The organism is Siphonobacter sp. BAB-5405, assembly GCF_002872335.1.
Classification (GTDB): Bacteria; Bacteroidota; Bacteroidia; order Cytophagales; family Spirosomataceae; genus Siphonobacter.
Genome location: NZ_NJAG01000032.1, coordinates 1 through 25,195, shown reverse-complemented (window position 1 = coordinate 25,195; position 25,195 = coordinate 1). Strand labels below are relative to the sequence as shown.

General features: G+C 50.6%; 16 protein-coding genes. 7 read left to right on the top strand and 9 right to left on the bottom strand.

Annotation, left to right across the window (positions count from 1 at the left end):
- Nucleotides 1-46 precede the first annotated feature (46 nt).
- From BWI97_RS19210 to BWI97_RS19195, 4 genes are read right to left on the bottom strand one after another with little or no spacing between them, the layout of a single operon-like run.
- Nucleotides 47-745 carry an NUDIX domain-containing protein gene (locus BWI97_RS19210; RefSeq protein ID WP_102202393.1) on the bottom strand — a complete coding sequence of 233 codons (699 nt, stop codon included), beginning with the start codon at nt 743-745 and terminating at the stop codon, nt 47-49.
- Between the two features lie 42 nt (nt 746-787).
- Nucleotides 788-1,492, bottom strand: coding sequence for a YjjG family noncanonical pyrimidine nucleotidase (locus tag BWI97_RS19205; protein WP_102202383.1), 705 nt, complete (start codon nt 1,490-1,492; stop codon nt 788-790).
- A complete protein-coding gene (locus BWI97_RS19200; RefSeq protein WP_094812961.1) occupies nt 1,458-2,081 on the bottom strand; it encodes a hypothetical protein in 624 nt (207 codons plus the stop codon). The genes BWI97_RS19205 and BWI97_RS19200 overlap by 35 nt, the downstream gene beginning before the upstream one ends.
- Entirely contained in the window at nt 2,074-3,756 is a 1,683-nt protein-coding gene (locus BWI97_RS19195; protein WP_102202382.1) for an amidase, read from the bottom strand. The genes BWI97_RS19200 and BWI97_RS19195 overlap by 8 nt, the downstream gene beginning before the upstream one ends.
- Before the next feature lie 679 nt (nt 3,757-4,435).
- Between BWI97_RS19195 and BWI97_RS19190 the strand changes: the two genes are divergently transcribed.
- Entirely contained in the window at nt 4,436-4,885 is a 450-nt protein-coding gene (locus BWI97_RS19190; protein WP_102202381.1) for a DMT family transporter, read from the top strand.
- Nucleotides 4,886-4,981: 96 nt separating this feature from the next.
- On the opposite strand, the gene BWI97_RS19185 is transcribed toward BWI97_RS19190, so the two are convergent.
- Complete coding sequence (locus BWI97_RS19185) at nt 4,982-7,615, bottom strand: valine--tRNA ligase (protein WP_102202380.1); 2,634 nt, start codon at nt 7,613-7,615, stop codon at nt 4,982-4,984.
- A 204-nt stretch (nt 7,616-7,819) separates the two neighbouring features.
- On the opposite strand from BWI97_RS19185, the gene BWI97_RS19180 reads away from it, so the two are divergent.
- Both BWI97_RS19180 and gatC read left to right on the top strand, forming a co-directional pair.
- Nucleotides 7,820-8,605, top strand: a complete 786-nt coding sequence (locus tag BWI97_RS19180) for a 1-acyl-sn-glycerol-3-phosphate acyltransferase (protein ID WP_102202379.1) — start codon at nt 7,820-7,822, stop codon at nt 8,603-8,605.
- Nucleotides 8,606-8,722: 117 nt separating this feature from the next.
- Nucleotides 8,723-9,010: an Asp-tRNA(Asn)/Glu-tRNA(Gln) amidotransferase subunit GatC gene (gatC, locus tag BWI97_RS19175; RefSeq protein ID WP_102202378.1), complete on the top strand. Its 288-nt coding sequence runs from the start codon at nt 8,723-8,725 to the stop codon at nt 9,008-9,010.
- A gap of 41 nt (nt 9,011-9,051) precedes the next feature.
- Here gatC and BWI97_RS19170 read toward each other — a convergent pair whose 3' ends face one another.
- Genes BWI97_RS19170 through BWI97_RS19155 form a run of 4 tightly spaced genes read right to left on the bottom strand, consistent with a single transcriptional unit; the run spans nt 9,052 to nt 13,814 of the window.
- Nucleotides 9,052-9,834, bottom strand: coding sequence for an amidohydrolase (locus tag BWI97_RS19170; protein WP_102202377.1), 783 nt, complete (start codon nt 9,832-9,834; stop codon nt 9,052-9,054).
- A gap of 2 nt (nt 9,835-9,836) precedes the next feature.
- Complete coding sequence (locus BWI97_RS19165; RefSeq protein ID WP_102202376.1) at nt 9,837-10,646, bottom strand: glycosyltransferase family A protein; 810 nt, start codon at nt 10,644-10,646, stop codon at nt 9,837-9,839.
- Nucleotides 10,647-10,655: 9 nt separating this feature from the next.
- Nucleotides 10,656-11,438 (bottom strand): glycosyltransferase family 2 protein, encoded by a 783-nt coding sequence (locus tag BWI97_RS19160; RefSeq protein ID WP_102202375.1) that lies wholly within the window; start codon nt 11,436-11,438, stop codon nt 10,656-10,658.
- Nucleotides 11,439-11,441: 3 nt separating this feature from the next.
- On the bottom strand, nt 11,442-13,814 hold the full coding sequence (locus BWI97_RS19155; RefSeq protein ID WP_102202374.1) for a gliding motility-associated C-terminal domain-containing protein: 2,373 nt from the start codon (nt 13,812-13,814) through the stop codon (nt 11,442-11,444).
- Nucleotides 13,815-14,396: 582 nt separating this feature from the next.
- Between BWI97_RS19155 and BWI97_RS19150 the strand changes: the two genes are divergently transcribed.
- From BWI97_RS19150 to ileS, 4 genes are all read left to right on the top strand, one after another.
- Nucleotides 14,397-17,540 (top strand): SusC/RagA family TonB-linked outer membrane protein, encoded by a 3,144-nt coding sequence (locus BWI97_RS19150; protein ID WP_233207913.1) that lies wholly within the window; start codon nt 14,397-14,399, stop codon nt 17,538-17,540.
- A gap of 13 nt (nt 17,541-17,553) precedes the next feature.
- Entirely contained in the window at nt 17,554-19,032 is a 1,479-nt protein-coding gene (locus tag BWI97_RS19145; protein ID WP_102202372.1) for a RagB/SusD family nutrient uptake outer membrane protein, read from the top strand.
- 197 nt (nt 19,033-19,229) lie between these two features.
- Nucleotides 19,230-21,332: an ATP-dependent DNA helicase RecG gene (recG, locus tag BWI97_RS19140; protein ID WP_102202371.1), complete on the top strand. Its 2,103-nt coding sequence runs from the start codon at nt 19,230-19,232 to the stop codon at nt 21,330-21,332.
- 282 nt (nt 21,333-21,614) lie between these two features.
- On the top strand, nt 21,615-25,037 hold the full coding sequence (gene ileS, locus BWI97_RS19135) for an isoleucine--tRNA ligase (RefSeq protein WP_102202370.1): 3,423 nt from the start codon (nt 21,615-21,617) through the stop codon (nt 25,035-25,037).
- Nucleotides 25,038-25,195: the final 158 nt, after the last annotated feature.

Genomic DNA, 25,195 nt, shown 5'->3' with positions numbered 1-25,195 from the left:
AACCAAATCGGAAAAAGTTTTGTGTAAAAATTACGCAAAATAGAAATTAGGGAATTTCGAAGTAGAAATTTTCGTGTTGCAGGGCCTGATAGCGTTCCAGATCGAAGCGATACAGCGAAGCGGGGCGGCCCCGGCCGTCGGAAACTTTGGTGGATAACTCTTCAAGGATACCAAAGCTGAGCATCTTCTTGCGAAAATTCCGCCGATCCAGCGGTTGATTGAGGATGGTACTGTAGAGCCGTTCCAGATCACTGAATAAAAACTTTTCCGGCAGCAGGTCGAAGCCAATCGGCTGATACCGCAGTTTGGAGCGGAGTCGGCTGATGGCTTTCTCCAGAATCTGAGCGTGATCGAAGGCCAGCGGGGGCAGTTCCTGCGTATCGAACCACTGGGCGTCCGTGGCATCCGTCGAAGCTTGTAGCGGCATGTTGTCCGAACGAATAATGGCCATATAGGCAATCGAAACCACCCGAAACCGGGGGTCCCGGCGGGGTTCGCCGAAGCTGAAGAGTTGTTCGAGGTAGTTGATTTTCAGGCCCGTTTCCTCCGAAAGTTCGCGTTCAACGGCCTGTTCCAGGCTCTCTGGCTCCGCAACGAAACCGCCCGGTAAGGCCCACTGTCCTTCAAAAGGGGCATACTTGCGACGAATCAACAGAACCTGTAACCGATCCGAGTGGTATCCAAACACCACGGCATCTACCGTTAAACGAATTCCCTGTTGGGGATACTGAAAAGCTTCGGACATACGCATGATAGTAGTCCACAAAAGTAAGCGTATACAGTTTAATCACAGCCACTGCTTCAATTCCAGTAACGAACTTAGCTGATACGTCGCCTCCCGTTCCGGGTAGAGTGATTGCCGGGGCCGGAAATAGGCGGCGTGCATACCTACGCCCAGGGCACCGGCTACGTCGGCTTCGGGGTTATCACCAATCATCAGCGATTCGCAGGCCCTACAACCCGCGGCCGTCATGGCATACTGAAACATTTCGGGTTCGGGTTTCTTGGCTCCAGCCCGCTTGCTGGTGATGACTTCCTTAAAATAACCCGTTAGCCCGCTGCTATCCATTTTGATGTATTGCACGTCGCCAAAACCGTTGGTAATGATGTGCATTTCGTAGCGGGGAGCCAGATACTCCAGCAATTCCAGGGCTCCGGGCAGTAAATGCGGTTTGTACGGGCAATTCGCTAGATACCAGTCCGTCCATTCATCGCAGGAGCTATCATCCGGGCAGCCGAGTACTTGCAGTACCTGCCGGAAACGACGACTACGGAGTTCTTCTTGCGAGATCTGACGGGTATCGTGCAGTTCCCAGAGTTCGGCGTTGACCCGGTGAAACGTTTGCTGCAAATCCTCCGCACTTTTTACGCCGATTTTCCGTAAATCGAAGGTTTCAAAAAGCTCTACGAGCGTTTCGTTGGTATTGCGTTCGAAATCCCAGAGGGTATGGTCCAGGTCAAAAAAGAGATGTTTGTAAACCGTTTTGGGCATTGTTAAATATCTTCTTGTCCGTAATCTGCGGACGGTGCGTCTCTAAAAAATCCGTGAACAACTCCAGTTCGTCGAGTAAAGGCTGGAAGTCATAGGTGTCGTAATGATAACTTTCGGTATACACTTCCTTGAAATCCGTAATCAGGTAATCCAGTTGTTTAATATTCCAGCTTTTCAAACCCAGCAAATACAGGGTCTGAAAGTGATGGGCGAACTTGGGAGGCTCGTACCGGGAGGTCGTTTTAATATCAATCGCCCGGTCGCCGCCCACAATGTCAATCAGTCCATAAAACTCCACATTCTTAATCGCCGTACGCACGAAAAACTGGGTTTTGTACCGCATGGGAAGCTGTTTTCGCATGGCTTCGATGATGGGAGCCGGAAATTGCTCTTCTCCCCGCCCGGTAGTCAAAGCGGTTTCAAAACTAATGCCCCGCTGCTGGGCGGGTGTAGTGGGTTGTGGGACCCGGTTGATCCGATCCAGCAGGTGCCGCTCCGTTACGTATAGTTCTCCATCCGCGTTTCGGAGTTCGTGATGGTACCACGAAAACAGCTGCATCAGGGTGGGATAGAGACGGTATTTAATCATGGTTGTACGAAAGCTTGGGGTGTTGCCGATGCCAGTTCGTGGCCTGTTGATAGGCTTTGGCTACCTGAAGCAGCTTGGCTTCCCCGAATAAGGATCCCATAAACGTAATACTGGTTGGTCGCTGCACGCCCTGCTCGCTTCGGAAACCGTTCGGCAACACTATACAGGGGTGGCCCGTCAGGTTCGTCAGCGTCAGGTTAGGATTTCCAAAAGCAGGCGTTACATATACGTCCAGGCCTTTGATTTTCTCCTGCATAGCCGCGATGAGTTTCGTCCGTAACCGATTTGCCCGCAGGTATTCCACAGCTGGTACGAAGCGACTGGCTCTGAAATAATTGGGCCAGGCGTTTTTATGCTGTTGAACCAGCAGATCGTCGCGGTTACTAGTAGTTAAATCGTCAAAGGCGGAAGCTCCCTCCACCGTTAATAACAAAGCCATATCACTGACGGGATACTCCGGCAACTGCATCGGTACAAGTTCGGCACCCAGGGATCGTAAGGTAGCCAGGGTTAGCGAATCCTGCGTTTTAGTAGGATAGTTACGATCAAAGGCCGTGGGAAGATATCCGATCTTTAAGCCTTTCAGGGACGTTTGGGTGCCGTCGTAATTAAACGGAGCCTTCATGATCGTATAATCTTTCTGGTCGGGACCCTGGATGGCGTTGAAAACGATGGCACAGTCTTCCACGGTACGGGCCAGCGGACCGAGTTTGTCCATACTCCAGCTGAGCGTCATGGCTCCCGTGCGGGGCACGCGACCGAAGCTGGGCCGTAATCCCGTCGTACCGCATTCGCTCGACGGGGAAACAATGGAGCCCAGGGTTTCCGAACCGATGGCAAAGGGCAGTAGGCCCGCCGCTACGGCCGAGGCCGAACCCGCCGAGGAGCCACTGGAACCCCGGTTGAGATTCCAGGGATTCCGGGTTTTACCCCCAAACCAGACGTCGCCCATCGCCAGCTCGCCCAGCGTGAGCTTGGCACAGAGTACGGCTCCGGCTTTTTCGAGTCGTTCGATGACCGTGGCAGTATAGGCGAACTGTTGATCTTTGTAGGCGGCCGAACCCCAGGTGGTTGGATAGCCTTTCTGAGCCAGCAGGTCTTTTGCTCCATAGGGAATACCGTGCAATAGACCCCGGTATTTACCCGCCTTGATTTCGGCATCGGCCTGTGCCGCCTGTTGCAGGGCCAGGGTCTCCGTCAGGGTAACGACACAGTGTAGGTGTACGTCGTATTTCTTCAAACGTTCCAGAAAAAAGCGGGTCAGTTCAACGGACGTGAGTTGCCGGGTTCGCAGTAATTCAGCCAGTTCGCGTACGGAATACCAGGCCAGCTCGTCACGATTATCTGGTAATTTTACCTTGCCAGCGGGAGCGACTTTGAAGGGCAGCGTCTGACTTTCAAAAACAAAGTTTGGCGGTAAGGGATTGAAGTACAGAGCGGGAGCGACGTCATTGCTTAGTTCGACTTTCCGCATACGCTCGTAACTCTGACGTTTGCTGAGTAACTCGCCCCGCATGGAGTCGGCTTCGGCGGCGGTAAATTCCAGACCCAGTAGCTTTTCGGCTTCTTTGACGACGGAGACGGTAATAGCCCGATCATCGACGGCTTTCATGACAAAAGCTCCGAAGCCCATGCTGAGCAGGCACAGGGACAAAAGGGTTCTCTTTTTTTGCATGGGAAAAATCGTTGACCTGTTAAATTAGTGAATAAAGGTTGAAGTTGGTTGTAGTAATGGGAGAGGCTTTGTCAAACGATGGTTTGTTTTATCGCTTGGAGTAGACGCTATTTCGTCCCAGCAATACAGTCGCGTTACTAGTCGATGTCTATTTTATAGCCAGCAATCTTCGCTTAGAGAGATTTCTTCTTTCAGATATATTGAAAATTCGTGATTAACCTAGACCGGGTCTGGTCCGGCAAGTATGGCTGGCTAGTAGCCCGTAAGCCTTCCAGGCTGGACCTCTCCATGCCTAACGACAGCCCGTTTAGGCCACCGCATTGCGGCTGTCGTAGGTCGTTCAGTTGCCGCCATGGAATGGCTTACGGGCGGGAGAGGCTTTCTTCTTCTGACATCTTTGAAAGTTACTGCTTAATGGTTGGTAGTTGCTGATTTTGAGTAAGTTACTGCATGGGCAACTTAAAGCCGATCCCCGTCCTATCACATTCCATGTCGGGCTTAAGCCGCCTACTTTATCCGCAACGCGGTGGCCTAGAGCGGGATGAAGTGAGCGGTGGGCGTGCCGGCATGGAATGCATACGGACTAAAAGACCCGCCGTGCTTACGGGACGAAAGAGATTTCTGTTCTTGGATAAAACAAACCATCTCATACCTTTATCAAACCCATTCAAACTCCTCTATGCAACAGCTTCTCTTCTTCGTACTGGCCATTTTATGCGGGGCTGTTTTTCCTACGCAGGCGGGGCTAAACGCTCAGATGGCCCGCCTGACCGGACAGGCACTCTGGGCGGCTTTCTTTTCCTTTGTTATGGGGGTAGTGGTTCTGTTCCTGGCAAGCCTGACGACCCGAACCTCTTTTGGGGAAGCGGTGGCAGCGGCGAAAACGGCTCCTTGGTACATCTGGTTTGCTGGTGTTTTGGGAGCCTATTATATCAGTACGGTCATTGTGGTAATGCCGCGACTGGGGGTAGCCTTAACTTTTGGACTAGTGGTACTGGGACAGATGATCGTATCCCTGTTGCTCGATCATTACGGCTGGCTGGGCGTAGCCGTCAAACCTATTTCCATCGGACGAATCGTGGGTGCCATGCTGATTGTGGGGGGAGTGGTGTTGATTCGGAAGTTTTAGTTGTCGTGAGAAAGTGAATCAACCAACCGACTAATAAAAAAGCCTCCTGAAAAAAACAAAGTCTTTTCAGGAGGCCACGAACCATCAATCCAACTACTAACCCAAATTCACCAACGCTTCACGCAAAGCTACCAGCTTTGATTCGGCGTCGGCTTTCTTTTGACGTTCTTTCTCTACGACTTCGGGTTTCGCATTCTGTACGAAGCGTTCATTGGAAAGTTTCGCGTCTACGGATTTCATAAATCCTTCGTTGTACTCGATTTCTTTCTGTAAACGTTCGCGTTCGGCTTCCACGTCGATCTTTTCACCCAAAGCGATGAAGATTTTATCGGCTTTGATCAGGAACGGAGAAACACCCGCTACATCTTCCGCCACAAACTCAATTGGCGTCGTGTTTGCCAGTTTCTGAATGATCGGGTCTACGTTCTGATAGCGTTCGGTGTTATCCGTACGAACCACCAGTGGCAGGGTTTCTTTCGGCGAAAGGCCTTTCGAGTTACGGGTTTCCCGAACTTTCGTTACTACTTCAAACAGGATATCGAAGTCCGCTACCAGTGCAGCGTCGATGGTGCCCACGGTGGGGTACGCCGCCCGGCAGAGGCTTTCGCCTTCGGAACGCTCGCGGAGGTTTTGCCAGATTTCTTCCGTAATGAACGGCATGAACGGGTGCATCAAAGCCATCAGGCGTTCGAAGAAAGCGACCGTCGTTTCGTACGTTTCGGCATCGATGGGTTTGCCGAATTCGGGCTTGATAATTTCCAGGTAATTCGAGCAGAATTCATCCCAGATCAATTTATATGCCGCGTGCAGGGCATCCGAAATCCGGAACTTGCTGAAGTGATCCAGAATCTCGGCCAGCGTGGCGTTGAGTTTGGATTCAAACCAGGTAAAGGCCAGCTGATTCGAAGCCGGAGCGGATTCCGTGGAAATCTCCCAGCCCTTGATCAGACGGAAGGCATTCCATACTTTGTTACAGAAATTCCGTCCCTGTTCGCAAAGTTTTTCATCGAACAGCAAATCGTTGCCAGCGGGAGCGGAGAACAGCAGTCCCGTACGAACGCCATCGGCACCGAATTTGGCAATCAGGTCCAGTGGGTCAGGAGAATTCCCGAGTTGCTTGGACATTTTCCGACCCTTCGCATCCCGAACAATACCCGTCAGGTACACATTCTTGAACGGACGCTCGCCCATAAATTCAAAGCCTGCCATAATCATCCGGGCAACCCAGAAGAACAGAATATCCGGACCCGTCACCAGATCGCTGGTGGGGTAATAAAATTTAATGTCTTCGTTGTCCGGATTCGAGAGGGCATCAAATACGCCAAACGGCCATAGCCAGGACGAAAACCAAGTATCAAGTACGTCCGGGTCCTGCTCCAAATCCTGCTCGGTCAAGGCGAATAGCTGCATTTCGTGCTGAGCTTTTCGCAGGGCTTCCCGTTTGTTTTTAGCAACAATGATGGTACCGTCCTGCAAATAGAAGGCCGGAATCTGCTGGCCCCACCAGAGTTGCCGGGAAATACACCAGTCGTGGATGTTTTCCATCCACACGCGGTACGTATTCTTGAATTTAGCGGGAATCAAAGCTACGTCGTCGTTCATCACTGAATCCAGAGCAGGTTTGGCCATGTCATCCATCTTCAGCCACCATTGCATGGACAGCTTGGGTTCGATAACGGCTCCCGTACGCTCGGACGTACCGACGTTTGACTTATATTCCTCAATTTTTTCCAGGTAACCCTTTTCTTCGAGTTCCTTGATGATGGCTTTGCGGGCCGCAAAACGATCCATGCCCACAAAAAGCTGGGCTTTTTCGTTGAGCGTACCGTCATCACTCAGGATATCGATCACGGGTAGCCGGTGTTTCTGGCCCAGTTCGTAGTCATTCAAATCGTGAGCCGGGGTTACTTTCAGGGCTCCCGTACCGAAATCCATTGTTACGTATTCATCCAGAATCACCGGGATTTCCCGGTCAATCAACGGAATCCGTACTTTCTTGCCGTGCAGGTGCGTATACCGTTCGTCTTCCGGGTGAACGCAGATGGCCGCATCAGCCATGATGGTTTCCGGGCGAACGGTAGCAATGGTTACCGAGGCTCCTTCTTCACCGACTACCGGATACTGAATGTAGACCAGCTTGGACTGTACTTCCTTAAAGATTACCTCTTCGTCCGACAGAGCCGTTTTCCCCTGGGGATCCCAGTTGACCATCCGTACACCCCGGTAAATCAGTCCTTTATTGTACAGACGAACGAATACATCAATGACCGACTCGTAGTACTTCTCGTCCATCGTGAACCGCGTACGGTCCCAGTCGCAGGAAGCTCCGAGTTTTTTGAGTTGTTCGAGAATGATTCCGCCGTATTTGTTTTTCCATTCGAAGGCATACGAAAGAAACTCTTCGCGACTCAGATCGGTCTTGGCGATTCCCCGCTCCTTGAGCATGCCTACGACTTTGGCTTCCGTGGCAATGGAGGCGTGATCCGTACCCGGCACCCATACCGCCTCTTTACCTTCCATGCGGGCCTTGCGGACCAGAATATCCTGAATCGTATTGTTGAGCATGTGGCCCATGTGCAGGATTCCCGTGACGTTTGGGGGAGGAATCACAATGGTGTACGGCTCTTTTTCAGGATTAGGCTGGGACGCGAAAAGCTTGTGCTGGAGCCAGTAGGCGTACCACTTATCTTCAACCTCGGTGGGCGAATACGTTTTGGAAATCGTGCTCATGGTAGTCATCGTTCGGGAGGAAAAATCACCCTCAACAGAATTTATTACGCAAAGATACGCAATTCGGAAGCGGCTCGGAAGGGGCATTTCTCGAATTGACGTTTCACAAACGCACTGATTTGCTGATGGATGCCTTATTTTTGCGGACTGTACTCTAGTTCAAGTAGACGAAAGTCGAACGATTCACCCTTGTTGATCCGAACCATGCGGCGTTTTTTCGTGAATGTGTATTCCATCTGGGCGGCCTTTTGGTTTGTATTTACGTTTCTGCTGATTTTCCCGTTTCAGTATATTTTCCTGCAAAAAGAAGCCTGGAAACCCCTGGCTCACCGCTGTAACCGGGTGTGGGCTCACCTGTTTTTTCCCCTGGTAGGTATGCCGATTCTGGTGCGATACGAAAGCGGTAAACCCGATCCTAAGCAGGCGTACGTCTTTGCGTCCAATCACTTTTCGTACCTGGACGTGGCTTCGATGATGCTGATTGTGGATAACTATTTTGCCTTTCTGGGAAAAAGCGTTCTGAAGAAAGCCCCGCTCTTTGGTTATATGTTTGCCAAACTGCACATTCAGGTAGATCGGAATGATCCGCAGAGTCGTTCGAAATCCTTGCAACGCTCGTACCGGGCTTTGGAGTCGGGTCGGAGCATGGTGATTTATCCGGAAGGAGGCATTCGAGCAACGGACCCACCGCAGATGCACCCAGCCTTTAAGGATGGAGCGTTTCGGATGGCCATTCGCCAGCAGGTACCGCTGGTGCCTATTTCGTTACTGAACAATTACCTGTTATTGCCCGATAAGAAAAATATGCGGCTGAATCCTGGAGCCGTCCGGGCAGTAATTCATACGCCCATTCCAACGAAGGGTCTGACCGAAGCAGATGTGGAAAACTTACGGCATCAGGTCTTCGAAACGATTCAACGTACGTTGGATGAGTACACGGCAAATCCGAAGGCTCATACCCGTGAATACAAACGGCTGACGGTGATTTAAGCGTAGTGCATTGCCACCAAGGTTCACCAGGAAAAAATCCTTTACCTCGGTGCTTCACTTTGAGTAACTCCGTGGTTAACTTCTGAAAACGGAAAACCGCAAACTGACAACTCATTTATGCAAGTCGAAAAACATACCCTCCACAAAATGGCCCAGCTGGCCCGTTTGACCATTCGTCCCGAAGAAGAAACAGAGCTGACAAACACGCTCAGCAGCGTACTAACCTGGATGGAACAACTCAACGAACTTGATACTACGCAGGTAGAACCCCTGACTCACATGAGTCTGGAGGTAAATGCTTTACGGCCCGATAAAGCCCTGCAAACCCTTACGCACGAGCAGGGGCTGGTGAATGCTCCCAAGCGGGATGAGAACTATTTCCGCGTACCAAAAGTACTGGAATAAACGATCCGAGCGAGGTTCGTAAAGGCATCGCTCGGATTGAGCTACATCACAATTTCAAAGTGGTCCCCATCCAGATACGCTGGAAACTTATCCCGAAATGTGGATAACTCTTCGTGATTCAAGGTATAGGTGTGGATAAGTGGATCGCTATGTGGATAACTTATCCAGTTGCCTTTGAAGTCAATTAAACCCGAAGCTCCAGCATGCGGTACGCCTTTACCATCGTTGCCTACGCGGTTGACGCCTACGGTATAACACTGATTTTCAATGGCTCGGGCCGTTAACAGGCTCTTCCAGGCATTTTCCCGGGCGGCGGGCCAGTTGGCTACGTAAATCAACAGATCGTACTGGTTATCCACATTCCGACTCCAGACCGGGAATCGCAGATCGTAACAGATGAGGGGACAAATCTTCCAGCCCTTCCAGGTGTGGATAAGTCGCCGGGTACCCGCCGTGTATACCTCATGTTCATTGCCCATCCGAAAGAGGTGCCGTTTGTCATAGGTTTCGTAAGTCCCATCGGGCTGCATCCACACAAGCCGGTTGTAATACTTTCCGCTTTCCTGTACTACAAAACTTCCCAGCACCACCGCTTCGTACTGAGCAGCGATTTGCCGCATCCAGCGGGTAGTGGTCAGATTCATGGGTTCCGCCACAGCGGCCGGATTCATCGTAAAACCCGTCGTGAACATTTCGGGCAGAATGATGACATCCGTTGGTTGCGAGTGTTCACTCAGCTTTTCTTCCAGCATCGCCAGATTTGCCGTTGGATTTTCCCAGTACAGGTCGGTCTGTACCAGCGTTACGCGTAGAGGCTCGGGCATGGCTATACTTTGTCTTTCGTTTTCTTGAAATACTTATTGAAAATGAATTTGAAGAAGTACCGAAACGGCTGCTCAATGGCTTTGTCGTACAAACGGGCTTTCTTCAGATTAATCTGATACTGCTCGCGAATGATACGGGCGTGTTTGGCGTAGATGTACGCGTAAATCCGGTCGTCCGTTTCCAGATTCGTAAAATCGGATAACGAACCCGAACGAATCCGATAGTCAAACAGGGTTTCCGGAATGTGGAAAAACTGCCAGTCGGTTTGCGTCACGCGAATCCAGAACTCCCAGTCCTCGCAACCCGGTATTTGTTCGTCCAGCCCTCCAACCTGCTCCCAGATGGTTTTCCGAACGAGCGTACACATATCCAGAGCATTGGAAATAAACAGCTGCGAACCATCGAATACCGAAGCTTTGAAACCTTTCCGCGTGGTATCTCCGAAAAAATGAGCATTTCCGTAAACCACACCCACTTCGGGTCGAAATTCCAGGACCGGAATTCCTTTCTCAAGGTATGCCGGCCGAATTCGGTTGTCACTATCCAGCAGTAACAGATACTTCCCCCGAGCGGCCCGAACACCCGTATTCCGGGCGGCAGCGGCTCCCTTGTTTTCCTGATGAAGAATGGAATACCCCCGCGTTTCCAGTTCCCGTAAGTACTCAAGCGTATACGCGTCGGTTGAGCCGTCGTTGATAATAATGATTTCGTATGCGTACGATCCCTGATACGCTTCTACGCTGGCCAGGGCTTCGGGTAGATACGTTCCGGAATTATAACAGGGAATGATAACGGATACAAGCGGGGACATGCAAGGAGCTTATTTTTTCTGTCGATGAAACGTCTGGTATAGCCGAATGGCCGTACGAATGAATCCGCGGGACGTTTGATGTTTTAAAGATCGGTACTCGGGCATGAGCCTGCGGACGTAAGCGGGGACAAGTTCCTCCCAGAGTGCCGCCATTTCCCGTACGTACTGCTCCCGGTTGCGGGAACCCACGCCGCCGTAGTCAAAGACAACCAGTGGATAACTAATATGATGAAATATTTTATCCGCCAGAAAGCTACGGAGGAAAAGCCAGTGATCCCCCGCCAGTGGATACGAAGCTGGATACGGACCCAATTCCCGAAAAAGGTCCGCCCGAAAAAGCGACGACTGGTGATTCAGATTCTGCGTTTCCAGGAAAAGTAAATCCAGCGTAGCCGGGTGCGTGTGTAGCCATTTTTGGGTAACATCGCCCTGAAAGCCGTACATATCGCCGTAGAAAACGTCCACGGTCGGGTGGGCTTCGATTTGTTCAAGGCAGGTTTTAATGACGGAGGCATCGCTCAGGCAATCGCCCGCGTTAAGAAACATCAGGTATGTACCGCGGGCTTTGGCAATGCCTTTATTCATGGCGGGGTAAATACCGCCATCCGGTTCGCTGCACCAGTAGGTAAGCTTTGCCTCCTGTTCCCGCAGGAACGCCACGCTACCGTCCGTCGATCCGCCATCAATCACCAGGAATTCAAAATCCTGTACGGACTGACTCCAGACACTTTCCAGCGTTTTCCGTAAACCCTCGACCTGATTATAGTGGATGGTGATGATACTGAGTTTCATAGGTTAGTAGACCAGCGTCAGCGTGCCTTTCAGGGTCGGGCGACCATTGTTAGGCTGGATGACGTAATAGTACGTAGCCTGCGGTAAGCGTGTTCCCTTGTACGTGCCATCAAAAGTAGTACCGTAACCTTTGGAAACGAAGATTTCCGTACCCCAGCGGTTAAAAATCCGCACGTCGGCGTTGGGATAGAACTCAATGCCCGGTAGTTCCCAGGTGTCATTGGTACCATCTCCATTGGGGGTGATGGCATTGGGAATGGTAAGGGCTTCCCACACCGTCACCAGTACGTCGTCCTCCACCTGGCAACCCGCTGCTGAGGTAGCCCGAACGGTATAACGGGTCGTCTGATCCGGAGTAGCTGTAGGGCTTTGAATGGTAGTCGAGCTAAGGCCGGTGGCGGGTGTCCATTCAAAGGTCAGGTCGTCGTCGCTTTGCGTCTGGATGACGACCGATTCACCGCGGACAAAGCCTAAGTCCGGCCCCGCATTGAGTCGCGGAGCGGGCGAAACGGTTGCCGTTTGTTCCACTACTGTTTTACAACCCTGTTCATTGATATACGTGTAAGTCAGCGGAAAACTGCCCACGCCCGCCAGCGAAGGGTCGAACTGATCCGTACCCGAAATTACGCCCTGGCCCGCAAAAACGCCTCCCGCAGGCGTACCTTGAAGGGTAAGTTTGGTCACGTTACTCTGACAAATGGAAGGGATGGCTTCAAACGTGGCGGGTGTTTCCGGGTAAAGTTCTGCCGTATAGTCCGGTGAAAAAGCCGTACAGTTTCCAATTTTGACTTGAAAAGAATACGTACCCGACGCCTGAACGACGTAGCGATTCTGCGTAGCTCCGGCCATGAGCTGGCCGTTGCGGTACCACTGAAACTGATAACCCGTGGAATCGTAGGCGATCAGCGTTACGTTCGCATCCCGGCAAAAACGATTCGCCGGAGGCAGATTCTGAAAGCGGGCCTGCGGCGTGTCGTAAATGTCAATCTGCTGGGAAGGGGTATAGTAACAGGCATCGTCCAGACTTTGTACCCGTACCGCATACAACCCGCCCCGGGTGATCGTAATTGACGACGTAGTTTCGGGTAGCGATACACCATCTCGTTGCCAGCGGTAGCTATAGTTACCCGTCAGCGTCGAGAGTATAATTTGTTGCGTAGCACAGGCGGGTAGGGGTACGTTGGCCGTAATGCTGGCCGAAGGACCGGGCTTGAGCGTCAGCGTAACGGATTCGGATTCTTTCGAGGCCGAGCAAACAGTGGTCGAACTGATAACTACGCGATAGGTGCCTGGCGATTGAGCCTGGTACTGCCAGGAGGTGGCTCCTTCGATATTACGTCCGTCTTTCTGCCACTGGTAGGAGGCATTGGGAAGTTGTCGGGTTTTCAGGTCAAAAGAGCCGCTTTCGCAAACTTCGCCTTTTAGTAGTTGCTTCGTCGAGTCCGTCTGAAACACGATCGGATCGGGTAAGGTATTGTCCGGACAATCGACGACGAGTAGCTGAAAATCCCGTCGAACCATACCGATTTTTTCCCCATTCCGGTATTCTTCTACCTGTACGGAAAACACGAAAAGTCCCAGTTGCGAGGGGGTTACGCTGAGCGTGCCCGTATTCGGATTGATTTGTAAAGCAGGATTTCCCGGGATCTGGTTGTTGACCCCGTACGCATTCCCCCAACTCACCAAAGGGTAGGGGCTGGGAGCTGGTATCGAAGGACTCGGCCGGGCATCCGTCGTAAAACCCATGTAAGGCGTTTCCAGCGAATATCGTAATTGATCACCGTCGGCATCGCTGGCTCCAAAGTTGAGCGTAAAGGGTTTATTCACGCAGAGGTATTCGCCGTTGGGCGTACCAAAAACGGGCGACGAGTTCTGGAAAGCCTGTCCGTTGCGTTGCAGAGCCGGAAATTCCAGGTAAAAAACCATCCCCGACCGGCCGGGTGATACCAGATTCACCGTGGCAGTATTCCGGCAGCACCGTTCGAAAGCGACGTAGTACCCCTGGGGGTCACTGTATTGCCTGGGGTCCAGATTGAGCTCATAATGATAGCGGAGGACGGATGTCTTTAAATTTCGGGCTTCCGCACAGCTCGGATTGGTATAACGAAGGGGCTGATCACTTTCCAGATCCATCCGAATATTTACCTCACGGTTATTATCCCGTTTCCGGAAAATTGAAATGACAATGTCGCGTTCCTTGGGAGACGTTCTTCCGCCAATTTCATCGAAGAACAGATTCATGTACAAATGGAACCGACCGGGCCGGTTGGGTACCGCTACCATTTCAAAATTTCCGCCAACAATATGATTGGCCCAGGCAGGCGAAAGCACGCCCCAAAAGAGGACTAATCCAAGGTACCATTTATTTATAGGCATATACGAAGATGAAGACTATCTCCGGAAAAACGTTAAATCCAGGGTTTGCATTTCACCAGACACAGACTTATGTAAAGCGACGTATAGAAGATATGGGTAAATTTTAAAAGCGGTTAATAAAAATTGGTTATTGGCTCGTGTGGTAAAATAATATTTTATAAACAGATTAAATAGTAAAAACATATTATAATAATTAGGTTAGCCTATTTGAGTAATTAATCCTTAGTTTATTTACAAAGTACAATCTTCAAATGCATTTTTAGCTTACCAAAGATTATTCTTTCATTAACCTGGTTTTAATGTAAATTTATTTTTTGTTACTAAAAGGGCTTTATTTTTAACGCTTGTTTTATATTTTTGTAAAATTATCCGAGTAAGAAGTGATGTGGTTTATTCTTCTCTGAAAGATTTATTATTATTTCGCGTGCAACGAGCCAGGTGGGATATTAGAAAAATCTAATTTTCAGAAATAGGAATTAAGTCAATAATTTTTTTACACTTCTCTTAGGTTTTACCTAACTATACAAACTATCAATGAAACAAAAGTTACTTCTGTGCTTGGCATTCCTGCTAAGCATAAGTTTGAGTTATGCTCAAACATTGGTGAGGGGAACGGTTACGGCGGTAGAGGACAACTCTCCAGTGCCGGGCGTAAGCGTACTGGTGAAGGGAACCACTACCGGAACCGTTACGGACAGTCAGGGTAAATACTCCCTTAACGTTCCGGCTGGAAGTACCGTGCTTGTCTTCAAGTCCATTGGATTTATCATGATGGAGATGCCGATTGGTAACAACTCGGTGATTGATGTGCAGTTGAAGCAGGATGCGAAAGACCTGGAAGAAGTGGTTGTTCAGGTACCGTACGGACAGGCGAAAAAAGCATTGTTTACGGGTTCGGTAAACCAGCTGAGTACAAAGGATTTCCAGACCCGTCCGATTTCCAATATCAACAACGCTCTGGCCGGGGTAGCTGCGGGTATTCAGGCGAGTGCGGGTAGTGGTCAGCCGGGCGATGGTCCTTCCATCCGTGTACGCGGTTTTGGATCGATCAATGCTTCCAATGATCCCCTGTATGTAGTCGATGGGGTACCTTACTCGGGTAATATCGCTAACATCAGCCCTTCGGATATTGAGAGCATTTCCCTGCTGAAAGATGCGGCGTCTTCTTCCATTTATGGATCACGGGCGGCCAACGGCGTAATTATGATTACGACCCGTAAAGGAACCAACAAAAGCCAGTTCACGATCAACGCCAGTCAGGGTGTGATGTCCCGGGGTATTCCGGAGTACGATCGCGTGAATGCATTTGAGTACTACCCGCTGATGTGGGAAGCGTACCGGAACAGCCTTTCCTACGGAGCTCCTGCTGCTTCAGCAATCGGTCTGGATGCCGCTAACGCTCGGGCTACGGCAGGTATCAAAGGTTTGTTGGGCTACAATCCCTTCAATGTAGCCGATAACGAAATCGTTACGGCTGACGGAAAAATCAACCCGAATGCTCGGTTGAAATACCCGAATGATCTGAACTGGGCGGATCCCTTGACGCGTCAGGGAAGCCGTGCGGATTATAACCTGAACTACAGTGGTGGTAGCGATAAGAGTGATTTCTTCGTTTCCATGGGTTATGTCAATGAAAAAGGCTATCTGATCAACTCCGAATTTAAACGCTATACGGGTCGTTTGAACGCGAACTTCAAACCTACGAAGTGGCTTAAAACGGGCTTGAACCTGGCTGGAACGGTAACCGATGCCAAACAGGCGAATACGGTAGACAATAGCAGCGGGTATGCCAACCCCTTCAATTTTGCCCGGGGTATGGGACCGATTTATCCGGTGTATGCTCGCAATCCGCAATCGGGTGAACTGATTCTGGACGCTGCTGGTAATGCTCAGTACGATTTGGGTAACATGACGGCTCTGGGTCTGCCTTCCCGTCCGGCTGGAGCAAGTCCCGGTCGTCACATTGTTGCTGAAACGGAACTGAATAAAAACCTGCGTCGTCGGAATGTACTGAGTGCCCGTACGTATGGCGAAGTAACGTTCCTGAAAGACTTCAAGTTTACGACCAACGTCAGCGTAGATATTACGAGCGATTTAGGCATTGGTTATGACAACACGTTAGTAGGGGACGGAGCTCCCGCAGGTCGTGCGAACCGTGCCAATCGTCAGACAACTACGTATAACATCAACCAGTTATTGAACTATTCAAAAACGTTCAATACGCACCATACGATTGACGCGTTGGTGGGTCACGAAAATTACGACTGGACTTTTAACTACATCTACGCGATGAGTCAGGGTCAGATTGTAACGGGTAACGATGAACTGGGGAACTTCACGACGATCAACTCGTCAACTTCCTACACGGACAAGTATCGCACGGAAGGCTATTTCTCCCGCGTGAATTACGACTACGATGGTAAATACATCCTGTCTGCCTCGTTCCGTCGGGATGGTACTTCAAAGTTTGCCCGCGAGTCACGTTGGGGTAATTTCTGGTCCGTAGGAGCCGGCTGGCGTCTGGACAATGAGAATTTCATGAAGAGTATTTCCTGGGTAAACCTGTTGAAGCTGAGAAGCTCCGTGGGTACTTCCGGAAACGATGGTATTCTTGATTCAGACGGAAACCGTATTTACTACGCGTATCCGGCCCTGTACGCCTTTGGTCAAAGCTATAACAACAATAGCGAATCTGGTTTCATCCAGAGTCAATTGGCGGCGAACAACTTGCAGTGGGAGTCCAACCGCAGCGTTGACCTGGGACTGGAGTACGGCTTACTCAACAATCGCCTGTCGGGTAGCATTGAAGTATTCCACCGCAAGTCAGATAACCTGCTCTTTAGCGTACCTATTTCGCTGGCAAGTGGTCTTTCGGAGCGACTGGCCAACATTGGTTCGATGTGGAACAAAGGAATCGAGCTTCACGTAAATGCCGACATCATTCGTAAAAACGATTTCCGTTGGAACATTGATGTGAACGCTACGATGCTGAAAAACCGCATTACGTCGTTGCCCGAAAACAACAAGCCCATCATCAGCGGAAGCTTCCGCCGGGCGGTAGGGCAGTCGATCTATGATTTCTGGCTGAGAGAGTGGTATGGTGTAGATTCAGAAAATGGCGATGGCTTGTACCGGGCTGATCAGTGGGTAAACAACACGACGACGAAAACGTATGTCATCGGTCAGGATACGGTAACCAACAACTCCAACAACGCCCGTTTCCACTACGCCGGTAGCTCTATCCCGGATGTATACGGTGGTATCTCGAATACCTTTAGCTACAAGCGGTTTACGTTGATGGCTCTTTTGAATTACCAAATTGGTGGTCTGGCTTTGGATAACTCCTACGCTCAGCTGATGGCCGGTGGTAATTACGGAACCGCTCTGCACAAAGACCAACTCAGACGCTGGCAGAACCCAGGTGACGTAACGGATGTACCCCGGATGGATGAAGCCAGACGTAGCTTCTTTAATGCGGCTTCGGATCGCTGGTTGACGAGTGCTTCGTATCTGAGTATTCGTACGGTAAACCTGTCGTACAACTTCGCTCCGGCTGTGTTGAACCGAATTAATGTAAAGAATGCGTCGGTATTTCTGAGTGGTGAAAACCTGTGGTTGTTCTCCGCTCGCAAGGGTATGAACGTATCCCAGCAATTCAACGGTATTGTGAATAATGCCTACATCCCCAACCGGGTTGTGTCGGTAGGATTGAACCTGACTCTTTAAGCATTAAAAATCCATGAAAATTAATCAGATCAGTAAGTATCTGCTTATGGCCGGCCTGGCCTTCTCGCTCACGGCCTGTGATAAAGATTACCTGGAAACACAACCGACCAATGCCGTATCCGAGCAGGATGTGTTCACCAGTTTGCCTAACGCCTGGGCTGCTCTGAACGGTATTCACCGTCAGCTATACAGCCAGCAGGGTGATATGGATCAGGCCGGTCAAATGGGCCTGATGATCCACTTTGATGCCCTGGGTGACGACGTGGTCATGACGAGCACCGGAAACGGCTGGTACAACGGTACATACCGCTGGACGATGCACCGCAGTGATGCGGCCAGCACCGTACGGTTCACGTACCTGTTCTACTACAAGCTCATTGCCAATGCCAACATGATTATCGCCAACATCGATAAAATTACGGGCGATGAGAAAGAGAAGAACGATATCAAGGCTCAGGCGTTGACCTACCGGGCCTGGAGTCACTTCATGCTGGTTCAGTTATACGGACAGCGGTACGAAGCAGGAGCAGCCAACACGCAGCTGGGTGTACCCATCATGACCATCAATACGACGGAAAACCAGGCTCGGGCTACGGTAGCTGAAGTGTATGCTCAGGTAACGAAAGACCTGGATGAAGCCGTTTCGTTGTTCGGTACCGTGACCGCTACGCACCCTAAATCACACTTCAACATTAGCTCGACGAAGGGTATTTATGCCCGCGTCGCTCTAACGATGGGTGACTGGACGAAAGCGGCTACGCTGGCCAAAGACGCTCGTGCGAAATACACGCTGATGTCACAGGCTCAGTACCTGCAAGGGTTCAACAGCATCAGCAATCCGGAGTGGATCTGGGGCAGTAACCCCCTGTCGACGCAGCCGACGTATTTCCACTCGTTCTTTGCTTTTATGTCGGCGAATTTCAATTCCACGAACATTCGTACGAATCCGAAAGCCATCAATTCCAAGTTGTACGAAACGATTGCCAGTACAGACGTTCGGAAGCAATTGTGGGATCCAACGGGTAAAAATACCGCTTTCCCGATTCCTCCTTCAGGTAACCGGGCCGCTTATATGAACCGTAAGTTCCTTTCCGAAAGCTCCAGCAGTAGCTTAGGCGATGTAGCTTTTATGCGGGCAGCCGAAATGTACCTGATCGAAGCCGAAGCCTTGGCTCACGCCGGTAAAGATGCCGACGCTGCTAAAGTGCTTTATGATCTGGTGGTATCGCGTGATCCGGCCTACAAGCAAAGTACGGCTACGGGTATGGCTCTGCTGAACGAAATTCTGACGCAACGTCGGGTAGAGCTTTGGGGGGAAGGATTCCGTTTCTTTGATTTGAAACGCCTCAACCAATCTCTGGATCGTACAGGAACCAATCATCAGCAAGCCTTGGCTCTGGTGATGACTATTCCCGCCGGTGATCCGCAATGGCAGTACCTCTTCCCGCGGGCGGAGCTGAACGTAAACCCCAAGGTGGTGCAAAATCCCTAAGCGGTCTCTGCACTACTGGTTTGTAAAAAGGCACTATTCCGAAAGGGTAGTGCCTTTTTTGGTTCCTTCCCTTTCCCGAATTAATTTAACCATTCCATCGGGTCATCAAAGGAGCTTACCGATGTTATTTTTGTGTAGCAGGCTGGAAATGCCGAATCAATACAACCGGGGAGCGGAAGAGCGAATACGTTAGTACCATGGACCGACCAACAAATTTTTTTGATACAAAGATTGAATTCCTCAAAGGCGTAGGCCCGCAGAAAGGGGCATTGCTCAATACGGAATTGAATATTTTTACGTTTGGCGATTTACTCCAACACTATCCCTTCCGGTACGAAGACCGTACGCGGTTTTATCGAATTTCGGAATTACGGGAAGATCTGGCCGGAGCCCAAATCAAAGGCCGGTTGCGTACCTGGGAAGTGATTGGCGAAGGGCACAAAGCTCGTCTGGTCGGCCAGTTCAGCGACGGTTCGGGAACAATGGAGCTGACCTGGTTTCAGGGCATTTCATTTCTGGAAAAAAGCTTACACCGGGATGGGCAATACATTGTTTACGGCAAGCCAACGAGTTTCAACGGCAGGTTTCAGATCGTACATCCGGAAATGGACCTGCTGACGGCCGAAAACGAAAAAGGGGGCTACTGGCAACCGGTCTACAACCTGACGGAAAAACTTCGGAAACGGTACGTAGACGCCAAAGCGATTGCGAAATGGCAGCGACAGGTACTCGAACTGGCTGGGCAGCACATTCGGGAAACATTACCCAGTTTCCTTATCGAAAAATACCGGCTGGCGTCCAAGGCTCAGGCTTTGTGGGGGATTCACGCTCCGGAAAACGAACAGCACATTCATCAGGCCAAACGACGCCTGAAATTCGAGGAGCTTTTTTACAATCAGCTCCGACTCATCAAACAGAAAATCCTACGGAGAACGGAGTATCCCGGACAGGTTTTTCAACGCACGCAGCTCATTCGTGACTTTTACGAACAGCACCTGCCCTTCGATCTGACCGGAGCTCAAAAACGGGTTATTCGCGAGATTTTCGAAGACATGCGTTCGGGAAAGCAGATGAATCGGCTGCTACAGGGTGATGTGGGGTCTGGCAAAACCATCGTAGCCTTTATCTGCATGCTGCTGGCCATCGAAAACGAGGCTCAGGCCTGTTTAATGGCCCCTACCGAAATTCTGGCCGATCAGCATTTCAAAGGCTTGATGCCTTTTGCGGAAGCCATGGGCCTGCGTATGTCCAAGCTGACGGGTTCGACCTCGAAAAAAGACCGGAAAGTACTGCACGAAGGCTTACTCGATGGTTCGATTCATATTGTGGTAGGCACCCACGCCCTGCTGGAAGATATTGTCCAATTCAAGAACCTCGGCCTGGTGGTGATTGATGAGCAACACCGCTTTGGCGTAGCCCAGCGGGCGAAGCTCTGGCAGAAAAACGAAGTCATCTATCCGCACATTCTGGTCATGACGGCCACGCCCATTCCGCGTACGCTGGCCATGACCCTATACGGAGATCTGGATCTTTCGCAGATTGACGAATTACCACCGGGTCGGAAGCCCATCGTAACCCGCTGGAAATCCGACCAGCACCGGCTGGAAGTATTCGGTTTTGTACGCAATGAACTCCAGAAAGGACGGCAGATTTACATGGTGTATCCGCTGATTGAAGAATCCGAAAAGCTGGATTTCAAGGATTTGATGGATGGCTATGAAAGCGTAGTGCGGGCGTTCCCGGACTATCAGATCAGTATTGTGCACGGCAAAATGCCCGCCAAGGACAAGGATTTCGAAATGCAGCGGTTCATCAGTCGGGAAACCATGATTATGGTAGCTACGACCGTAATCGAAGTAGGAGTGAACGTACCCAACGCGTCGGTCATGATCATTGAAAGTGCCGAACGGTTTGGTTTGTCGCAGTTGCACCAGCTACGGGGCCGCGTCGGGCGGGGGGCAGATCAGAGTTATTGTATTCTGATGACGGGTTTGAAACTCAGTGCCGAAACCCGTACCCGCATGAAGGTGATGACCGAAACCAACGACGGCTTCGTGATTGCCGATACCGACTTACGCCTTCGCGGACCGGGTGACATGGCCGGTACCCAGCAAAGCGGGGTAGTAGACTTGCTACTGGCTGATTTATCGAAAGATGGGGAAATCCTGAAAGCGGCCCGCGAATCGGCTCAGGGTATTCTGGAAGAAGACCCCGAATTGGTACTGCCGAAAAACCAGGCCATCCGGAGCCAGCTCGATCAGATTCGGGAGAATGAAAGTAACTGGGCGAGGATTAGTTAGTGGTTGATGGTTGTTTGTTGCTGGCCAGTAGTGCGTTTTCTAGGTTTACGTGTACCGTTTACGGGCAAGTGCTCAATAAAGGTATTGGGTACGGCTTTTCGGTCAGCTTCGCTTTCTATCGTAACGTTTGTCATACGGGCCGTGGGGACTTATTACTATCTTTTCTCGCCTGAAAATCCTACTTTTGCAAATCTATCGTCTTCTCCGAAAGGCTGGAACGAAGTACACGAGTATCAGTGTTGATAGGTAGATCTAGTCTTTTGTTTCCATACCATAGCACCTATGAATTTCCCCGAATACAAAAATCTCGATTACGCCGCTGTCGCCGACGAAATCCGGCAATTCTGGAAAGACAACCGGATTTTCGAGCAATCGATTGAACTGCGGGAAGGTAAGCCCAGCTTTACGTTTTTTGAAGGACCCCCGTCGGCCAATGGTACGCCGGGTATCCACCACGTGATGGCTCGGTCGATTAAAGATATTTTCTGCCGATACCAAACCCTCAAAGGTCGCCAGGTCAAACGGAAAGGTGGCTGGGATACCCACGGGCTGCCCATTGAGTTACAGGTGGAAAAAGAGCTGGGCATCACCAAAGAAGACATCGGTAAAAAAATCAGCGTAGAGGAATACAACCGCAAGTGCCGGGAAACGGTCATGCGGTATACGGACCAGTGGAATGACCTGACCGAAAAAATGGGGTACTGGGTCGATCTGGAAAGTCCGTACGTGACCTACCACAACGAATACATTGAGAGTGTCTGGCATCTGCTCAAGCAATTGCATAACCAGGGCTTGCTCTATAAAGGATATACCATTCAGCCCTACTCGCCAGCGGCGGGTACGGGCCTGAGTTCGCATGAGCTGAACCAGCCGGGTACGTACAAGGAAATCAAGGACGTATCCATTGTCGCCCAGTTTAAAGTAAAACTGACCGGAAAATCGGGTTACCTGTTCGATACGGCGGATAGCGATGATGTCTACATTCTGGCCTGGACGACCACGCCCTGGACGCTGCCTTCCAACGCGGCCCTGACGGTGGGTAAAAACATTAATTACCAGTTAATCCAAACCTATAACCCGTATACGCATCTGCCGATCAACGTCATCCTTGCGAAAGATCGGGTGAGTGCGTACTTCTCCGAAAAAGGAAAAGACGGCGATTTGCTGGCCTATCAGCCGGGTGACAAACTCATTCCCTGGAAAGTCCTGATGGATTTGAAAGGCGAACACCTGGAAGGCATCGAGTATGAACAACTGATGCCTTACGTACAACCCGAAAGTCCGGCGTTCCGCGTCATCATGGGTGATTTCGTGACGACGGAAGACGGTACGGGTGTGGTACATACAGCTCCTACGTTCGGAGCGGACGATTTCCGGGTATCGCAGCAAAACGGTATCCCCGCCATCATGGTGAAGGATGAAACCGGAAAAGACGTACCACTCGTGGACAAACGGGGTCGCTTTGTAGCGGAGGTGACGGATTTTGCGGGTGAGTTCGTGAAGGAACAATACCTGTCCGACGAACAGAAAGAAGCCGAACGTGAAAAGCAGGGCCGTGACAAATACCTGTCGGTCGATGAACGCATCGGTATTTTGTTGAAAACGGAAAACAAAGCCTTTAACGTTCAGAAGTTTGACCACACCTACCCGCACTGCTGGCGGACGGACAAGCCTGTACTGTATTACCCGCTCGATAGCTGGTTCATCCGTACAACGGCGAAAAAAGACGAACTGGTCGCTCTCAATAAAACCATCAACTGGAAACCCGAAAGTACGGGTACGGGTCGTTTCGGCAACTGGCTGGAAAACCTGGTCGACTGGAACCTGAGCCGGAGCCGCTACTGGGGTACGCCGCTGCCCATCTGGCGGAGCGAAGACGGAGAAGAAGTTTGTATTGGCTCAATTGCGGAGTTGAAAGCTGCTTTAGAGCATTCTCTAAAATCCGACAGTCTGAGTGCGGAACAACAGACTGCCAACGAAGGCTATCTGGCCAAAGTGGGTACGGGCGAATTTGATCTGCACCGGCCGTATGTAGACGATATTTTCCTGGTATCGGCCTCTGGTAAAGTGATGTACCGAGAGTCCGATTTGATTGACGTATGGTTCGATTCAGGAGCGATGCCGTACGCTCAGTGGCATTATCCCTTCGAAAATCAGGATATCTTCGAAAAAAGCTACCCTGCCGATTTTATCTCCGAAGGCGTGGATCAAACCCGGGGCTGGTTCTTTACGTTGCACGCGATTTCAGGCATGCTGAATAACTCGGTAGCGTTCAAAAACGTCGTGTCAACGGGTCTGGTACTCGATAAGGACGGCGAGAAAATGTCGAAGCGGAAAGGCAACGTCGTGAATCCATTTGAAGCTCTGGCCAAGTACGGTACGGACCCGATTCGCTGGTACATGATTACCAACTCGAATCCCTGGGACAACCTGCGTTTTAATCTGGAAGGCGTTACCGAAGTACGGAACAAATTCTTCGGTACGCTGACGAATACGTATAACTTCTTTGCTCTGTACGCCAACCTCGACGGCTATACGCTGGACGAAAGCAATCGGGTACCGTACGAGCAATTGAGCGAAATGGACCGTTGGATTCTTTCAAAACTCCATTCGCTCATCAAAGATGTAGATGGTTTCTACGCCGACTATGAACCTACAAAAGCAGGCCGGGCCATTCAGGAGTTTGTATCCGATCATTTATCGAACTGGTACGTGCGTCTGTCACGCCGACGTTTCTGGAAAGGTGAACTGACCGCTGACAAACGGGCGGCGTTTGAAACCTTGCAGGAATGTCTGCTGAAAGTATCACAGTTGATGTCACCCATTGCCCCGTTCTATGCCGACTGGCTGTACCGTAACCTGACGGAAGGCGTTCGCGAAGCGGCCGTAGCCAATGGTTCGTCCCTGCAGTATCCTTCCGTACACCTGACGGACTTGCAGGCGGCAAATCAGCATTACATTGATCTGGAACTGGAAGCTTCGATGGAACTGGCTCAGCGGGTTTCGTCGCTGGTACACTCCATTCGGAAAGTTAATAAAATCAAGGTACGGCAACCGCTTTCGCGGGTACTGGTACCCGTACTCAACGAATTCACGAAACAGCGGCTGGCTCGGGTTGAAGAACTCATCAAGGCCGAAGTGAACGTAAAATCGGTTGACTTACTGGATGATGCCTCTGGCGTACTGAACAAAAAGGTGAAACCGAACTTCAAAGCGTTGGGACCCAAATTTGGCCCAAAAATGAAGGAAGTAGCTGCCGGTATCCAGTCCATGACGACGAGCGATATTGCCGAGCTGGAAAAGGCCGGTACGCTGACCGTAGGCGGTACGCATGAAATCACGTTGAGCGACGTGGAAATTCTGACGGAAGATCTGCCCGGCTTCCTTACCGCTCAGGAAAACGGCCTGACGGTAGCTCTGGATGTAAGCATCTCGGAAGAGCTGCGTTACGAAGGAATTGCCCGTGAGTTTGTCAACCGGATTCAAAACCTGCGGAAAGATAGTGGGTTCGAAGTAGCGGATAAGATTGCCATTTCGGTGACTACTACGGAAGCATTGGTCAAAACGGCTTTGGAAACGAACCGCGAATACATCTGCACCGAAGTACAGGCCCTGAGTCTGAATCTACTCGATACGCTGGCCGACAGTGTAGCGGTAGAACTGGATGAAGCGGAATTGGGCGTGAAGGTGGAGGTCGTAGCGTAAGGAAAATAGCTTTCATAGGATGGGATGCAGTTCATACACATGGACTGCATCCTTTTTTTTTGAGTTTTGAGCGGCCGCCGCTGCGGTTTTGAGTTTTCCGTTTTCCGTTTTCCGTTTTCCGTTTTCCGTTTTCCGTTTTCCGTTTTCCGTTTYCGTTT

Bases quoted from the DNA above. Each gene is read 5' to 3' on its own strand.
- BWI97_RS19210 (WP_102202393.1), bottom strand. From the start codon at position 745: ATGTCCGAAGCTTTTCAGTATCCCCAACAGGGAATTCGTTTAACGGTA.
- BWI97_RS19205 (WP_102202383.1), bottom strand. From the start codon at position 1,492: ATGCCCAAAACGGTTTACAAACATCTCTTTTTTGACCTGGACCATACC.
- BWI97_RS19200 (WP_094812961.1), bottom strand. From the start codon at position 2,081: ATGATTAAATACCGTCTCTATCCCACCCTGATGCAGCTGTTTTCGTGG.
- BWI97_RS19195 (WP_102202382.1), bottom strand. From the start codon at position 3,756: ATGCAAAAAAAGAGAACCCTTTTGTCCCTGTGCCTGCTCAGCATGGGC.
- BWI97_RS19190 (WP_102202381.1), top strand. From the start codon at position 4,436: ATGCAACAGCTTCTCTTCTTCGTACTGGCCATTTTATGCGGGGCTGTT.
- BWI97_RS19185 (WP_102202380.1), bottom strand. From the start codon at position 7,615: ATGAGCACGATTTCCAAAACGTATTCGCCCACCGAGGTTGAAGATAAG.
- BWI97_RS19180 (WP_102202379.1), top strand. From the start codon at position 7,820: ATGCGGCGTTTTTTCGTGAATGTGTATTCCATCTGGGCGGCCTTTTGG.
- gatC (WP_102202378.1), top strand. From the start codon at position 8,723: ATGCAAGTCGAAAAACATACCCTCCACAAAATGGCCCAGCTGGCCCGT.
- BWI97_RS19170 (WP_102202377.1), bottom strand. From the start codon at position 9,834: ATGCCCGAGCCTCTACGCGTAACGCTGGTACAGACCGACCTGTACTGG.
- BWI97_RS19165 (WP_102202376.1), bottom strand. From the start codon at position 10,646: ATGTCCCCGCTTGTATCCGTTATCATTCCCTGTTATAATTCCGGAACG.
- BWI97_RS19160 (WP_102202375.1), bottom strand. From the start codon at position 11,438: ATGAAACTCAGTATCATCACCATCCACTATAATCAGGTCGAGGGTTTA.
- BWI97_RS19155 (WP_102202374.1), bottom strand. From the start codon at position 13,814: ATGCCTATAAATAAATGGTACCTTGGATTAGTCCTCTTTTGGGGCGTG.
- BWI97_RS19145 (WP_102202372.1), top strand. From the start codon at position 17,554: ATGAAAATTAATCAGATCAGTAAGTATCTGCTTATGGCCGGCCTGGCC.
- recG (WP_102202371.1), top strand. From the start codon at position 19,230: ATGGACCGACCAACAAATTTTTTTGATACAAAGATTGAATTCCTCAAA.
- ileS (WP_102202370.1), top strand. From the start codon at position 21,615: ATGAATTTCCCCGAATACAAAAATCTCGATTACGCCGCTGTCGCCGAC.